Consider the following 15,061-nt stretch of genomic DNA (forward strand, 5'->3'; position numbering starts at 1 on the left):
CGTGGACTGCCTTGGCTCTTAGCGGAGCTTTGATCCACTGTGTAACGCTGCTGGCCGGAGGGCCGCCTAATCCCATGACGCGACGATCTTGTCGCAGGCCCGGCACCGGCTCCGCCGGCCGCCGCGGCATCACGGGGTTACCACCGAAAGGGGACCGCAGGTGCGATTCCGCACAGTGATCGGCTCAGTCCTGGCATCGACGATGGTCGCGGCAGTCGGCCTCGTCGCCACCGCCGCACCCGCCGCCGCCAGGGACACCGCCACCCTGATCCAAGGCGTTACCGGCGTCGTCGACACGGCCGCGGCCGGCGGCCGGGTCTTCGTCTCCGCGAACGACCGCATCGTGGTCGCCGACGCCCACGGCACGCTCACCGGTAGCATCACCGGCCTGGCCGGCCCGACCGGCCTGGCCGTCACGCCCGACGGCAACCGGGTCTACGCCGCGCTGTCCGGCTCAAACGAGATCGCCGAGATCGACGCGGCCACCCTCACCGTCGTCCGACGGATCAACCTGGCCGCGTACCCGTCCCCGGCAAACCTGTCTCTCGACGGCGACCAGCTCTGGGTGGGCTACGGCATCAAGAACGACTTTGTCGGCGGCGTCCTCGGCCTCGATCTGTCCCTGGCGGCGCCTACGCCCGTCCAGGTCGCCACCCGGATGTACGGCGCGCCCCTGGTTGCCGGCGCCGGCAACACGGTCTTCACCGCCGAGGCAGGGATCAACCCCGCCAGCCCTCGGGTGTACGACGTCAGCACGATCCCGGCGACGCTGCGGGGCGTCATCGACGGCGCCGACAACGACCTGTCGAACCTGACCGACCTCACCATCACGCCCGACGGCGCCCAGGCCATCTCGGTCTTCGCCATCTCCGGCTTCGATATCTGGGATACCACGACCCTGACCAAGGTCCGCAGCTACGGATCGAGGGCCGACTACCCGGGCTCACCGGGCGCGATCGCGCTCAGCCCGAACGGCGCACACGTCGCCACCGCCTTCTACGGCTCGAGCTACGGCCCCTACGCCGAGGTGTACAACGCCGCCACGGGGGCGAAGACCTCGCAAGCCCAGATGACCTACAAGGGCGACCTGGTCACCGGCAGCCTCTCCGTGCTGGGCGATGACCTCTACGCCCTGCTCAACGACTGGCCGTACAACCGGTACTACCTGTGGCGCGTAGAGGGCGCCGTCCTGCCGACGTCCACGCTAAGCCTGTCGGCCACCACCGCAGCGACCGCGCTGGACCCATTCACCATGACCGGCCGACTCGCCTTCCCCAACGACTCCGCGCCGGGCGCACAGCCGATCGAGATCACCCGCACGCTGCCCAACGGCACCACCGCCACCCTGCCCGGCGTGACCACTGCCGAGGACGGCACCTTCACCGTCACCGACACCTCGCCGGTCGGCGGCAGCGTCAACTACACCGCCATCTGGGATGGCAGCCCTGCCTTCCGCTGGTCAAAGACCACGACCAAGGTCGACGTGGCCCAGCACCCCACCTCGCTGCTCGTGACCGGCCCGACGACCGGGAACGCCACGAAGCCGCTCACGCTCACGGGTCAGATGAGTACCGTCAGCAACGTGCCCACGCCGGCCTCCGGGGCGATCGTGGTGTACCGGGTCTACACCAACAAGCATGGTTCCGTCGGGGCCGACCTGCCGATGGTGCCGCTCGTCGCTGACGGCTCGTTCACCATCACCGACACGCCCCCGGTGTCCGGCCAGTACACGTACCACATTCGCTTCGACGGCGACGCCACCTACGCATACGCCTACACCAGTCAGGTTGTCACGGTTCGGGGCGCGAGCAGCTGAGCGACCCGCCGCAGTAGCGGCGACGGTGCCCGTCCTGGTCACGTACCGGGCGGGCACCGTCGCTCCGGAGTGTTTCGTGGAGAGCCAGGCAGCCGTGTCCGACAGCGCGGCCTCCGGCTCGTCGCGCAGGTGCAGTCCGCGCGCCCCGCCGACGCTGAGGAGGACCGCGGGCCGGGGGCCGAGCCTCGACCGATTGCCGGGTTCGGGTTTGAGGACGGCTCCAACTCAGCCTGTAGAGCCGTACGCCCGCAGGAACGCGCGTACTCCGGCGGCGATCAGCCGGTCGGCTTCCTCCGGGGGGAGCGGGCTGACCCCCCAGTAGGACCGTTCCGTGATCTCGGTTGAGATCAACGCCATGAAATGGGCGGCGGCCTGGGCCGGGCTGCCGTGGACGTCGATCAGGCCACGATCGCCCAACGCGGCCATGGCAGACGCCACCTCGCGGTCCACCACGCGCGGTCCGGCCTCCTGCCAGGTATTCAAGACCTCGGCCGGGATGTGCCCGGCTTCCGCGTAGATGTGCCGCACCAGCGAGAAGTGGTAGCGGAAGTCCGTTATCAGGCCGACCCAGGCGCGGGCCAGAGCGAGCAGGTCACGTTCAAGGTCGTCAGGATGCGGCGGACGCTCCGGGTCCAGGTACCTCCGCAGCTGCGCGAGCTGCTCGTCCCTGACCCGCTCTGCGCTCAACCGCATGATGGAGCGGAACAACTCCTCCTTCCCACCCGGGAAGTGGTTGTAGATGGTGCGAGTCGAGGCGCTGGCCTCGGCGGCGATCGTGTCGATGCTGGCCCGGGAGTAGCCGTCCCGTCCGAAGACCTCGCACGCGGCCTGCACGATTGCTGTCGCCTTGTCCACCCGGCCCCGCCGCGGCTGGACCGTCCTTGTCTTGTCCTCTGAGCCCGTGCCGGTCATCGCTCCATCTTCCACATGTCGATCAAGGCAGATTACAACGGTCGTTGTAGCTTTTGCAGTGACCGTTGTATGCTACCTGACGTGCAGCGAATCGTGGCAATGAAACAAGAGGGGAGACCGCGATGTCTGACTTCGCACCTTCGAACGACCGCGCGCTCCGGGTCGCCGTCATCATCGGAAGTGCTCGTGGCGGCGGCGCCGGCCTGTCGATCGCCGAGTGGTTCACCGGCCATGTGGGCCACCGCCCCGACATCGATCTGGACGTTGTCGATGTCGCCAGCCTGGATCTTCCCGTGTCCATGCCCGGGTGGGACGGCCTTCCCACCCCCGCGCCGGGGACTCAGGCCGTTCTCGCCGACGTCAGCCCACGGCTGGCCGCCGCCGAGGCGTTCGTCCTCGTCACGCCCGAGTACAACCACAGCTTCCCGGCCTCGTTGAAGAACCTGATCGACTGGCACTACACCCAGTGGCAGGCCAAGCCGATCGGCTTCGTCTCCTACGGCGGGGTGAGCGGCGGGCTACGCGCCGTCGAGCAGCTTCGTCAGGTCTTCGCCGAACTGCACGCCATGACTGTGCGCGACTCCGTCAGCCTGCACGGGCCCTGGTCCGGGTTGGGCGAGGACGGCAGACCGCTCGACCCGGCGGTCCTCGAGAGCGCCGCCAAGAACATGGTCGACCAGCTTTTGTGGTGGGGCCGCGCGCTGCGCACCGCTCGCGCCGAGCGTACGGCATGTGACAAGGGATGAGCACCGTCACCGGACCGGCACGAACCGCCGGATCCGCCGCCACTCTCGCCCGTACCTTCGTGGTCGTCATCATCGGCTCGATCATGGCCGTGCTCGACGTGACCATCGCCAACGTCGCTCTCCATCCGCTGGCGATGGTGTTCGACGCGCCACTCGCCGCCGTGTAGCGGGTCGCCACCGGCTACACGCTCGCTCTTTGCGCCGTGATCCCGCTGGCTGCCTGGGCCATGAGCCGCGTCGGCGCCGAGCGCACCTACCTCACCGCGTTGGCCCTGTTCACCGGCGGCTCCGCCGCTAGCCACCAGGCCGGAGTCCGGTTTAGACCATCCCGCCACACGACAACCCACAACCAAAGGAATGATCTTGTGATCGACGTACCTCTCTCTGTCCTCGATGTCGCTCCGGTCGACGCCACCGGATCCTCCGCCGAGGCCCTCCGGTACACCACGGCGCTCGCGGTCCGCGCCGAAGAGCTGGGTTACCGGCGGTTCTGGGTGGCCGAGCACCACAACACGCCGTGGGTCGCCAGTTCGTCCCCGGCTGTGCTGATCGCGCATTTGGCGGCGTCGACCTCGACGATCCGGGTCGGCTCGGGCGGCGTGCAGCTGCCCAACCATGCCCCGCTGGCGGTGGCCGAGCAGTTCGGCACCCTGGAGGCGCTGCACCCGGGCCGGGTCGACCTGGGCATCGGCCGGACGTCCGGCACCGACCAGGTCACCGCGCTGGCCCTGCGCCGGACGACGAAGGGCATGTCCGCCGAGGCGTTCCCGCAGGAGTTTGACGATCTCATCGGGTACTTCATTAGGCGCGAGCCTCGGATGCGGATCACCGCGATCCCTGCGCTGGGCAACATGCCGAAGATCTGGTTGCTCGGATCGGGCGGGTTCAGCGCGCAGCTGGCCGGCACGCTGGGCCTGCCGTTCAGCTTCGCGCACCACTTCAGCTCCGCCAACACCCTGCCGGCACTGGCCCTGTACCGGCAGCACTTCCGCCCGTCGGAGTACCTCGACAAGCCGCACGCGATGGTCTCGGTCAACGCGATCTGCGCGGATACCGACGAGCGCGCGGAGTACCTGGCCGGCCCGGCCATGCTGTCCTTCCTGCGCATGCACACCGGCCAGGCGCAGCTGCTGGCCAGCCCCGAGGAGGCGGCCCGGTACCCGTACACGCCGCAGGAGCTGGAGCTGGCACGGTCGCGGTTCGAGGGGCAGGCGCTCGGCTCCCCGGAGACCGTGGCCCGCCAGCTCGCCGAGCTGCGCGAGCGCACGGGTGCGGACGAGCTGATGCTGACCACCCAGGTCTACGACATCGAGGACCGGATCCGCTCGTTCGAGCTGATCGCCAAGCAGGCGGCCACCGCCTGACCCAACGGCCGGCCGCGGGCGAGGCCGAGGTGAGTCCGCCACAATCTGATTGAAGGGGCAACCATAGATGGGCACCGTGACACCAAGCAGGACTTCACCGAGACGGCAGGGCCACGGCATCGTGCTGGTGGACTTTTGGGCCGCGTGGTGCGGGCCGTGCCGCCAGTTCGCGCCGGTGACGCACGGCATGACCGGCGGAGGGCACCTGCCCGAGGTGTTCGCACGGCGGCCCAAACGGGCCGACGCCCGGCGCAACTACGAGTCGCTGATCGCGGCGGCCCGCGAGGCGTTCGCGGAGAACGGAGCGTCGGCCTCGCTGGAGGAGGTGGCCCGGCGCGCCGGCGTAGGCATCGGCACCCTCTACCGGAACTTCCCAAATCGACGGAACCTGTTCGAGGCCGTCTACGTCGAGGAGGTCCGAGCGCTCAGCCGATCCGCCGCCGACCTCGCCGACCTGCCCCCGTGGGATGCCCTCGTCGCCTGGTTGCAAAGTTTCGTCGGATATGCCGCCACGAAGCGGGCGCTGGTTGAAGAGCTGCTGCACGACTCCGAGGTGTTCCGTGCATGTCGGACGGAGATCTACACCGCGGGCGAGCCGATGATGCGCCGCGCCCAGGCGGCCGGGGTGGTCCGCGACGACATCAGCTTTGACGACGTGGTCCGGCTGGTCAGCGGCCTCACAATGGCCCGATTCCCCGAGCCGGACCAGCGCGAGCGGGTGCTCGGCGTCGCCCTCGACGGCCTACGCCCCCCACCCGCGCCGCGCTGACGCTTCGCCAGCGGTCGAGCAGCAGCAACCATTCAAAGATGGACGCCTGTCACGATCACGCCGCGACTCAGCCTGGTGCGGCGGTTCGCGAGTTTCACCAACCGGCCCCCGTGGCAGTGGCAGCCGGCGGCTGGGCGGCTGCCTGAGCGGTTCGGCCGGGCCCCGGCGAAGATCCTGCATGAGTGGAACACCGCCCACGTCAGCGACTTCGAGGGACGGCCGCTGACCTACGACGAGGTCCAGGCCCTGTTCGTGGCGGAAGAAATCCGAAAACGGGGGCCGCGTCGGAGCCTTGTTCGTGCGTTACGGCAAAGCATCGCGGGGCGGCCCGCCCAAGCGCCGCACCGTGCTGACGGTGCCGGAGATGGACTGGGTGGTCGAGGTCATCGACGCGTACGCCGATGAGGTCCGTCCCCTGTTCTCCCCTGGCAGGCACCCGGCTGTGGGTGACCGAGCGGCGCGGCCGAATGTCATTGCGGTCGGCAGTCAGCCACTTCCGGGCCAAGGTGGACACCGCCGCAAGAGGGTGCAACGGGCGCCCCGTCTCGGGGTATCGCGCGCACACCCGTCGCGGCGGGCCACTACAGCGCCGGGAAGTCCAGGGCCGAGATGTGCAGCGCGGGTCAGTCCAGGGAAATCTGGTCGCCGGTGAGCTTGATCGTCCTGGGCGGGAGCGGCCGCGTGGCCGGGGGCGCCTTGACCGAGCCGTCGACGATGGAGAACCTGCTCCCGTGGCAGAGACAGTCGATCGTGCCGCCCTCGACACGCGAAACCGTGCAGTTCTGGTGGGTGCAGATCGAACTGAAGCCCTTGAATTCGCCCGGCTTCGGCTGCGTGACCACGACGCCTTCCTTGGCGAAGATCTTGCCGCCACCGACCGGGATGTCGGTGGTCTTGGCCAAAGGCTGGCCGGCAGCCGGACCGCCGCCGCCGGTGCTCGTGGCGGTGGGGCTAACGGCGGTGGTGGGGGCTCCGGCCCCGTCGCCAGAGTCGTCGCCGCCGCAGGCGGCCAGAACCGCCGCCGCGCCGACCGCGCCGACACCAGTGAGCAGCGCCCGACGGCTCTGCGTACCCGGCCCGGTGAGCACCTGATCATCGCTCATACCTCGCCCCACTCTGCCGCCGCGCCCGTCATGATTCGCGGTCATGTTCCTGCGCACAGAGACCACTCTGTCAGACGGTTCACCCGGTTTGCGGGGATTTTGGCCCGGTCCGGTGGGCCGGCTAGCTGTACTGACCCGAGAGGTTGGGGACGCGGCTGGTGGGTGGTAGGCCGCCGAGTGCGGTGTGTCCGCGGTGGTGATTGTAGGTGTGCAGCCAGGCGGGCAGGGCTTCGCGGCGTTCGGTTTCGGTGCGGTAGGGGCGTGCGTAGGCCCATTCATCGAGCATGGTGCGGTTGTAGCGTTCGACTTTCCCGTTGGTCTGGGGCCGGTAGGGCCGCGTGCGTTTGTGGCTGATCCCGGCTGTGGTGAGGGTGTCGCGCCAGAGCTGGGATCGGTAACAGGAGCCGTTGTCGGTCAGCACTCGTGTGACGGTGATGCCCTGGGCGGTGAACCAGGTGTGGGCGCGTGACCAGAAGGCGGTGGCGGTTTCCTTGGTCTCGTCGGGCAGGATTTCGGTATAGGCCAGGCGGGAGTGGTCGTCCACGGCGTTGTGCAGGTAGTGGTAGCCGAGCCGGGGCTCGCCGCGTCGCACGCGGGTGACGCCGGGCATGGCCGAGCGGTTGCGGGTGCCGGCATGGCGTCCGAGCACGCGGTGGCCGCCGCCGTCAGGGATGTTGCCCAGTTTCTTGATGTCGACGTGCACCAGGTCACCGGGGTGTTCGTGCTCGTAGCGGCGGATCACCCGGCCGGTGGCCCGGTCGAGGTGGGTGAGCCGGGCGAGGCGGTAGCGGGTCAGGACCCGGTGCACGGTGGCCGGGTTCAGCCCGAGCAGGAACGCGATGCGGGCCGGACCCCACCGACGCAGGGTCCGGACCTTGACGACACGCCGTTCGGTGCGTTGCGAGGTCCGGGCCGGGCTGTGGTGCGGGCGTGAGGAACGGTCGGTCATACCCGCCGGCCCGTCGGTGCGATATCGATCGGCCCAGCGTTTCGCGGTGGTGGGTGAGACCTGGAAACGTTCCGCGGCCCGGCGTAGTGGCCACCGTTCCTCGACCACGCAGCGGGCCAGGCGCAGCCTGCCCGTCTCGGACAACGGTGCATTACGGTGGGGCATGAGGGCCTCCGCAGGTTCGGGGTAGGACGTCGCAATCCACACCGAACCCGAAGGCCCTCACCTATTTCAAGATCTACCCGTCACCAACGTCTGTGGTCAGTACAGCTAGCCCAGGACTAGCCCCAACGCCGTTCAGCCAGTTCCCCTTGTCGTGCTGGTCGCCATGGCACCTGCCCTCGTCCTGGCCGGAATCCGCATCTCCGACGCAGCCCGTGCCCGAGGACGCCCACCCGAGCCGCCCTCACCACCTGGCCCGAAGTACGTTGCCGGCAGCGGGTCGGCGCCGCTGATCCTTGCCGTTGCGTGGGGTTGTTTGGCGGTCAGCGGACGGCGTCGGCGTAGATGGCGAGTTCCGTCGAGGGAGTTGGATCCGGTTGCTCGACGCAGTGCCACGCCTGCGGGATCAGCTCATCCAGCACGCCGGGGTAGACCGGCGCGGCATCCGTGACCACCTCGTTGGGCGTCACCCTGACCAGCAGCATCGCCGCCGCACGGGCCTGTTTGGAGTCGTAATCATGCGGCTGGGAAAGGAGTGGACGGGATGATGCTCGGGCTTGTAGCTTGCAACTGACCGTGACACCGCCCGAGGAGGTGAGACCCATGAACGTTGTATCGATGTGGGTGCTCCCCCTTCCCGTCACGGCCGGGCGATTGACGTAGGTGTCGCCGGGAGCGCCTCGCCAACAAGGCACTCCCGAAAGGCAACACGTATGCACTCTCTGCAGTTCACCGCCGAGCCGTCGTCGAACGATGTGGTCGAGCGCGACTCCACTGTGGGCGACGTCCCCGGACTCCCATCGCCGGCCTCCGGCACCGATCGTGCGCCCCTCATCTTCGACGTGATCATTGCCGGGTGCGGGCCGGCCGGTGCGATGCTGGCCGCCGAACTGCGGCTGCACGATGTACGGGTTCTCGTCCTGGAGAAGGAAACCGAGCCCGTGTCGTTCGTCCGCATAGTCGGTATGCATATTCGCAGTATCGAGCTGATGGCAATGCGCGGACTGCTGGATCGTATTCTCGAACACGGGAGACAGCGTCCGGCCGGCGGCTTCTTCGCCGCCATCAACAAACCCGCGCCCGACCTGGATTCCGCGCACGCCTATCTGCTCGGCATCCCGCAGCCGGTCATCGTTCACCTGCTCGAAGAACATGCGATCGAGCTGGGTGCGCAGGTCCGGCGCGGTTGTGCGGTGGCCGGTTTCGAGCAGGACGACGACGGTGTGACCGTCGAGCTGGCCGACGGGGAACAACTGCGTTCGCGCTATCTCGTCGGCTGTGACGGCGGGCGCAGTACGGTGCGCAAACTGCTCGGCGTCGACTTCCCCGGCGAGCCCTCGCGGACCGAGACGCTGATGGGCGAGATGGAAGTGGGTGTGCCGCAGGAGGAGATCGCCGCCAAGGTGACCGAAATCCGCGAGACCAATAAGGTATTCAGCCTCGGGTCCTTCGGCGGAGGGGTCTATCGCGTCGTAGTCCCCGCCGCGGGAGTCAGCGATCGCGCGGAACCGCCCACCCTCGAGGATTTCAGACAACAGTTGCGCACCATCGCCGGCACCGATTTCGGCGTGCACTCACCGCGCTGGTTGTCCCGCTTCGGGGATGCCACACGGCTAGCCGAACGTTATCGGGTCGGGCGGGTGCTGCTGGCCGGCGATGCGGCACACATCCATCCACCCGCCGGCGGACAGGGCCTCAATCTGGGCGTTCAGGACGCGTTCAACCTCGGCTGGAAATTGGCCGCACAGATCCGCGGCTGGGCGCCGGAAACACTGCTGGACACCTACCAGGCCGAACGTCATCCGGTTGCCGAGGACGTGCTGGACAACACCCGCGCCCAGATGGAACTGTCGTCCACCGAACCGGGCCCGCAGGCTGTGCGCAGGCTGCTCACCGAACTGATGGACTTCGACGAGGTGAACCGCTATCTGATCGAGAAGATCACCGCGATCAACATCCGCTACGACTTCGGCGAAGGCCCAGACCTGCTCGGCCGCCGCCTGCGCGACCTCGACGTGAAACAGGGCCACCTCTACGGCCTGCTGCATCGCGGCCGCGGCCTGCTGCTGGACCGCACCGAACGCCTGACCGTCGGCGGCTGGTCAGACCGGGTCGATTACCTCGGGGATCCCACTGCGGTACTGGATGTTCCGTGCGTCCTGCTGCGCCCCGACGGCCACGTCGCCTGGGTCGGCGACGATCAGCAGGACCTGGACAACCACCTATCCCGCTGGTTCGGCAAGCCCGCGAACTAATTTCGCCTGAGCAACCGAGAATGAATGCGAACACGCCTGTCTCGGGTCGAGACCATGACAGGGACTGGTTCGCGTGGTCATCCCGCATATACGTGGCGAGATAGCGAGCGAACCTGTGGCGCTGTCGTCCAGGAGCTGGGGGTGGTCGGCGTTCTCGTCGGACATCCACCGCCCGCTGGCTTGGCAGAAAGTGGCCGTGCCGGCGGGCGGTGGCCGGTCGTGCTGTCCAGGTTTCGACGAGGGTTCCGGCGAGCGCTGGGCGCCCACGATCCTCGATGAGAGCGCCGTCGGCTACCTCGAACAGCAACCAGGCCGCCCGAGCGGGGTAGCCATCGGTCGTACTTTGGGACGATCTGGAGTCGCACCACCGTTCGTACGATGGGCCTATGCACCCTCGCCTGCACGCTGTGTTGGCCGAGCCGCGTGTCTCACATGCCCCGTCCCGTGTGTGGCGCGACTGGGCGTTGATCGCGGTCTTCGCGCCGGCGATCGTGTTGGAAGGGATCTTCAGGCCCGATCTGCCGTGGCGGGTGGGCTGCGTCGTCGTCGCACTCGCGCTGCTGCCCACGCTCCTGTGGCGGCGTACGGAGCCGCTCGCGATGGTGGCGATCGCGTTCGGCTCCACGACGGTCGGCCCATTCGTGCTGCCCGGCGATGCCTGCCAGATGTTCACGGCGAGCTTCTTGGTCTTACTGGTTTGCGCGCTGTTCCGCTGGGGTTCCGGCCGGGATGCCGTAATCGGTTCGTTCTTCGTGGTGGCCAAGGTGGCCGCCGCCGGCCTGGCCGGCTCGATCAACGGCGGTGAATTGGTCGCCGGCTTCGCGGTGATGTTCGCCGCCGCCACGCTGGGTACCGCGATCCGCTTCCGCGCCGCCGCCCGGCTGCGCGAGCTCGATCAGGTGAAGTTGTTGGAGCGCGAGCGGCTCGCCCGTGACCTGCACGACACGGTGGCCCACCACGTGTCGGCGATGGCGATCCGCGCCCAGGCCGGCATCGCCGCCTCGGCGAGCCAGCCGGGCGCCGCCGTCGAGGCGCTCCGCGCAATCGAGGCCGAGGCGTCCCGTGCGCTTGCCGAGATGCGTGCGATGGTCCGCGTCCTGCGCCGCAACCAGCCCGCCGACCTGTGGCCCAGCCCGCGGGTCGCCGACATCGAGCGGCTCGCCGGCCGCTTCCGCACCGGGCCGGCCGTCGACGTGGATCTCCGCGGCGACCTCGGCGACCTTCCGCCCACGGTCGGCTCCGCGCTCTACCGCCTGGCTCAGGAGTCGGTCACCAATGCCCGTCGCCACGCCCGCCATGCCACCCGCATTGAGGTCAGCGTCGCGGCCGATGACACCTCCGTGCGCCTGCGGGTCAGCGACGATGGCGAGACCGGCGCCGCCCGCCCGACCGGCTCGCCCGGTTTCGGCCTGGTGGGCATGATGGAGCGCGCCGACTTGCTCGGCGGCACCTGCGAGGCCGGCCCCAATCCGGACCGTGGGTGGACCGTCACGGCCGTGCTCCCGCGCGAGGGGGTCGGCGCGTGACGGTACGCGTGCTCGTGGCGGACGACCAGGAGATCGTCCGCACTGGCCTCACCATCATCTTGAACACTCAGCCCGGCATCGAGGTCGTCGGTGGGGCTGGCGACGGCCGTCAGGCGGTCGAGCTCGCCCAGCGGCTCCGCCCCGACGTGTGTCTCTTCGACATTCGCATGCCAGGCATGGACGGCATCGAGGCCACCCGGGCGCTCGCCGGGCCATCGGTCCCGGATCCGCTCGCGGTGGTCGTCATCACGACCTTCGACCTCGACGAGTACGTGTACGCGGCACTGCGTGCCGGTGCCCGCGGCTTCCTGCTCAAGGAGGCTGGTCCCGACCTGCTCAGCCAGGCCGTGCACGCGGCCGCCAACGGGGACGCGCTGATCGCGCCGAGCGTCACCACGCGGCTGCTGAAGGCGTTCGCCGACGCGGGTCCAGCCGCTCCGCGGAAGCAGCCAATCGAGGCGCTCACCGACCGGGAGGAGCAGGTGCTGGTCGCCGTCGCGCGGGGACGCACCAACAAGGAGATCGCCGACGAGCTCTACATCACGTTGAGCACGGTCAAGTCGCACATCACCAGCCTGATGACCAAGCTCGGTGTGCGTAACCGGGTCGAGGTGGCGATGTGGGCGTTCGAGAACAACCGCAGACGGGCGCGCTGGTGACGGAGCCGATCGGGTAGGAGATGGCCACCGCCATTCCTCCAGCACCCGTTCGGCCGGCGTTACCGTCCCGCCCGTCGCCGGGGTTGGCGACGAGTGACGTCGACCGGTGACCGGCGGAAGTACGACGACGGCGTACGACCATGGGCCGGTCCGATTGCGGCCCATGTGCCGATGAGCAGGGGCGGGTGCGGCGTCCACCATCGATGGCATGACAATGCGCGAGTGGCGGCTACCGGCCGCGTTGATCCTGCTGGGCCTGATACCGATGGTCGCTGGTGCGGGACGGCTTACCGAGCTGGGCACCGGACCGGAGGTCACCCCAGCGAACGCTCGCTTCGTCGCCGAGCCGCTGCCGGTGGTGCTGCACATCGTCGGCGCGGTGGTCTACACGATTCTCGGCGCCTTCCAGTTCGTGCCCAGTCTGCGCCGCCGCCGCTGGCACCGCCTCGCCGGCCGGGTGCTTGTTCCCTGCGGACTGACGGTCGCGCTCTCCGGCCTGTGGATGACCTTCGCGTACGACCTGCCGGCCCATGACAACGACGTGCTCGCCGGCATGCGGCTCGTCTTCGGCTCGGCCATGGCCGGCGCGATCATGCTCGGCCTCGCCAGCGCGCTACGCCGGGACTTCGCCCGGCACCGCAGGTGGATGGTGCGCGGTTACGCGATCGGCCTCGGCGCCGGCACCCAGGCGTTCACGCACGCGCCGTACCTCGTCGCGACCGGAGAACAGCCCGACGGGAACGTTCGGGCCGGGCTGGTGCTCGCCGGTTGGTTGATCAACCTTGCCGTGGCCGAGTGGTACCTGCGGCGTCCGGTCCGCACAACGCAGTCTCGACCGGCTCGTCAGCCGCGTGCCGCTGCCCGGTGACCGCGCTGTTGCCCCTAGATCGACTCTGATTGGCGGGGTAACGGGCACGCGTCAGCGTGGTGGCGAGGCTTGCTCTAGTGGGCGTCCATGGGCGCGGATCGCGTCCGAGACGGCGACGCCGAGCAGGACGGCGGCAGCTGCTGCAGCGACCCCGAGTGGCGGCAGGCCGACCATCACCGGCGCTAAGGCCGCGAGGACGAGGATCCCGATCGGCCGTGGGCGGGACACGCGGGCGAAGGCCACGTGCTCGAATACGGAGCGCCCGGCGAGGTAGAGCGCGGGCCCGCCGAGGATGGCGCCGACCCAGGCGGGTTTGGCGTGTCCGGTTGGATCTATGAGGACGAGTTCGGAACCGGCTGAGGTGACGAGGATGCCGGACACCATGAGCAGGTGGGAGAACTCGGCCAACCGACCGAGTCGGCCGGGATTGGCGGATGCCGCGATGGCCTCGCCCAAGATCTGGCCGGCTCGGTAGAAGTAGATCCGCCACAGCAACACCGTGGTGAGGAAGGACAATGCAAGGGCCGATGTTCGTTCAGCCACGATCGGACCGCGTAGAAGACTCGATCCGGAGGTCAGGATCGTCTCACCAAGCGCGACGATGACGAGCTGCCAGTAGCGTTCGGCTAGGTGCTCGCCCGCGACGGCCCACGGGGACACCTGCGAGCGACCCAGCCACGGAACCGGCCAGCCGAGCCTGCCCCCCACGTAGTCGATCGCCAGGGCCAGCGTCCACAGCGAATTGCGCGTCAACTCTGGTGCGAAAGCTCCGGTGATCCACGGCACGGCCGACGCGCCGAACCAGACGAGCGCCAGCATGTTGACGCGGCGCAGATCGTGACCCCGCACGGTGAGTACGAAGAAGAGCGTGCGGCCCACCTGGATCACGACGTACGTGCTCGCGAAGAGCAGGCCAGTCTCGGCGAGAGCCCCGGATATCGCGACCGCAAGGAACAGGCTCCCGAGCATCGTCGCGAGGACGACGAACTGGATCGCCGGCTGGAACGGGTCGAATCTGCTGGTCATCCAGGCCGTCTGGGCCCAGATCCACCAGAGGGCCAGGAGCAGCAGCAGAGTCTCGCCGTTTTCCGAAAGGGAAGTGGTCAACGTCTCGGCGACGTGACCCCTGGTGTAGTCCAGCACCAGCTCGTGCACGATCCGGGTGAGCGCGAAGACGTACACCAGATCGAAGAACAGTTCCAGGAAGGTCGGCCGCTGCGGACTCTCACGCTTGCGCAGCAGATTGGCCACCCTGTTCGTCGTCACCAGCCCGCCCGCTTCGTCGGCTTGTCGCTGAAGCAGTCGTACCACGGCGCCGCGCCGCCCACGGATAAGACGCCCGTCCCGATGCCTGATGGGCCTGACGGCCGACGACGGCTGCCGCCGCGCCCAGCGTCGTGCTCTCCCATTCAGGCAACGGCCAGCTGACCGACGTGCTATGCGCGTTCCGCGCAGGGCTGACCCCACCGCAGGCAACGACTACAGGACGTGACAGCACGGGCCGGCCTGCCCGCCCAGCGCCTGGTCACCGCACCCGCTGCCCTCGCCGCCCACCTGTCAACTCCCCCAGCAACCGCCACGCACGACGCCGGACCAATCGACCACCGCGATCGCCCGGCCTGACGCGCCACCCGAGCCCCGAGACAGCCGTCGTGGTCCGGCTCCGGGTACGGCGGCGCCATCCATCGACCCTCGCCGGTTGACGGGCGTGCTCAGGACGAGCGCAGCTGCTCGCGGAACCAGGCCCGGTCGGGGTTCACCACAGCCTGACCGCCGAGCACGACCGTGGGCACGGTCTCGTTGCCGCCGGCCACCGCCCGGACGGCCGCAGCACCCACCGGATCGCGCCAGATGTCCACCCAGTGCGCCCGCCGGGCGAGCCGGCCAAGGGAGAACCGAAGCTGGAGGCAGTAGCGACAGCCAGGTCGCCAG

Annotated in this window: 15 protein-coding genes; 9 read left to right on the top strand and 6 right to left on the bottom strand. The window is 68.9% G+C overall.

Going from position 1 to position 15,061, the window contains the following annotated elements; genetic code table 11:
• Positions 1–160: 160 nt before the first annotated feature.
• Positions 161–1,816, top strand: coding sequence for a hypothetical protein (locus tag ABZV00_RS08590; RefSeq protein ID WP_355603092.1), 1,656 nt, complete (start codon positions 161–163; stop codon positions 1,814–1,816).
• Positions 1,817–2,041: 225 nt separating this feature from the next.
• Here ABZV00_RS08590 and ABZV00_RS08595 read toward each other — a convergent pair whose 3' ends face one another.
• Positions 2,042–2,728 carry a TetR/AcrR family transcriptional regulator gene (locus ABZV00_RS08595; RefSeq protein ID WP_355603093.1) on the bottom strand — a complete coding sequence of 229 codons (687 nt, stop codon included), beginning with the start codon at positions 2,726–2,728 and terminating at the stop codon, positions 2,042–2,044.
• Positions 2,729–2,850: 122 nt separating this feature from the next.
• On the opposite strand from ABZV00_RS08595, the gene ABZV00_RS08600 reads away from it, so the two are divergent.
• The 4 genes from ABZV00_RS08600 to ABZV00_RS08615 all read left to right on the top strand — a co-directional run bounded on the left by ABZV00_RS08600 (position 2,851) and on the right by ABZV00_RS08615 (position 5,607).
• Positions 2,851–3,474 carry an NAD(P)H-dependent oxidoreductase gene (locus ABZV00_RS08600; protein ID WP_355603095.1) on the top strand — a complete coding sequence of 208 codons (624 nt, stop codon included), beginning with the start codon at positions 2,851–2,853 and terminating at the stop codon, positions 3,472–3,474.
• Positions 3,471–3,641 carry a hypothetical protein gene (locus ABZV00_RS08605; RefSeq protein ID WP_355603096.1) on the top strand — a complete coding sequence of 57 codons (171 nt, stop codon included), beginning with the start codon at positions 3,471–3,473 and terminating at the stop codon, positions 3,639–3,641. The genes ABZV00_RS08600 and ABZV00_RS08605 overlap by 4 nt, the downstream gene beginning before the upstream one ends.
• A 198-nt stretch (positions 3,642–3,839) precedes the next feature.
• Positions 3,840–4,838, top strand: a complete 999-nt coding sequence (locus ABZV00_RS08610; protein WP_355603097.1) for an LLM class flavin-dependent oxidoreductase — start codon at positions 3,840–3,842, stop codon at positions 4,836–4,838.
• A 67-nt stretch (positions 4,839–4,905) separates the two neighbouring features.
• On the top strand, positions 4,906–5,607 hold the full coding sequence (locus tag ABZV00_RS08615; RefSeq protein ID WP_355603098.1) for a TetR family transcriptional regulator: 702 nt from the start codon (positions 4,906–4,908) through the stop codon (positions 5,605–5,607).
• A 623-nt stretch (positions 5,608–6,230) separates the two neighbouring features.
• Here ABZV00_RS08615 and ABZV00_RS08620 read toward each other — a convergent pair.
• From ABZV00_RS08620 to ABZV00_RS08630, 3 genes are all read right to left on the bottom strand, one after another.
• Entirely contained in the window at positions 6,231–6,710 is a 480-nt protein-coding gene (locus tag ABZV00_RS08620) for a Rieske (2Fe-2S) protein (RefSeq protein ID WP_355603129.1), read from the bottom strand.
• A gap of 121 nt (positions 6,711–6,831) precedes the next feature.
• Positions 6,832–7,824, bottom strand: coding sequence for an IS481 family transposase (locus tag ABZV00_RS08625; RefSeq protein WP_355603099.1), 993 nt, complete (start codon positions 7,822–7,824; stop codon positions 6,832–6,834).
• A 320-nt stretch (positions 7,825–8,144) separates the two neighbouring features.
• The gene (locus tag ABZV00_RS08630; protein ID WP_355603100.1) at positions 8,145–8,426 is read right to left on the bottom strand and encodes a hypothetical protein; all 282 of its coding nucleotides are present in this window, start codon (positions 8,424–8,426) and stop codon (positions 8,145–8,147) included.
• 228 nt (positions 8,427–8,654) lie between these two features.
• Between ABZV00_RS08630 and rox the strand changes: the two genes are divergently transcribed.
• From rox to ABZV00_RS08650, 4 genes are all read left to right on the top strand, one after another.
• Positions 8,655–10,076, top strand: coding sequence for a rifampin monooxygenase (gene rox, locus ABZV00_RS08635; protein ID WP_355603131.1), 1,422 nt, complete (start codon positions 8,655–8,657; stop codon positions 10,074–10,076).
• 386 nt (positions 10,077–10,462) lie between these two features.
• Positions 10,463–11,602 carry a sensor histidine kinase gene (locus tag ABZV00_RS08640; RefSeq protein WP_355603101.1) on the top strand — a complete coding sequence of 380 codons (1,140 nt, stop codon included), beginning with the start codon at positions 10,463–10,465 and terminating at the stop codon, positions 11,600–11,602.
• Positions 11,599–12,261 carry a response regulator transcription factor gene (locus ABZV00_RS08645; RefSeq protein WP_355603103.1) on the top strand — a complete coding sequence of 221 codons (663 nt, stop codon included), beginning with the start codon at positions 11,599–11,601 and terminating at the stop codon, positions 12,259–12,261. Before ABZV00_RS08640 ends, ABZV00_RS08645 begins: the two co-directional genes overlap by 4 nt.
• 208 nt (positions 12,262–12,469) lie before the next feature.
• Positions 12,470–13,129: a DUF2306 domain-containing protein gene (locus tag ABZV00_RS08650; RefSeq protein WP_355603105.1), complete on the top strand. Its 660-nt coding sequence runs from the start codon at positions 12,470–12,472 to the stop codon at positions 13,127–13,129.
• Between the two features lie 51 nt (positions 13,130–13,180).
• Here ABZV00_RS08650 and ABZV00_RS08655 read toward each other — a convergent pair whose 3' ends face one another.
• Together ABZV00_RS08655 and ABZV00_RS08660 are read right to left on the bottom strand one after the other, a co-directional pair.
• Entirely contained in the window at positions 13,181–14,380 is a 1,200-nt protein-coding gene (locus ABZV00_RS08655) for a low temperature requirement protein A (protein ID WP_355603107.1), read from the bottom strand.
• Between the two features lie 461 nt (positions 14,381–14,841).
• On the bottom strand, positions 14,842–15,061 hold a 220-nt coding region (locus ABZV00_RS08660; protein ID WP_355603109.1), incomplete at its 5' end, for a glutaredoxin domain-containing protein.

Source organism: Micromonospora sp. NPDC005173, assembly GCF_040608515.1.
Taxonomy (GTDB): Bacteria; Actinomycetota; Actinomycetes; order Mycobacteriales; family Micromonosporaceae; genus Micromonospora.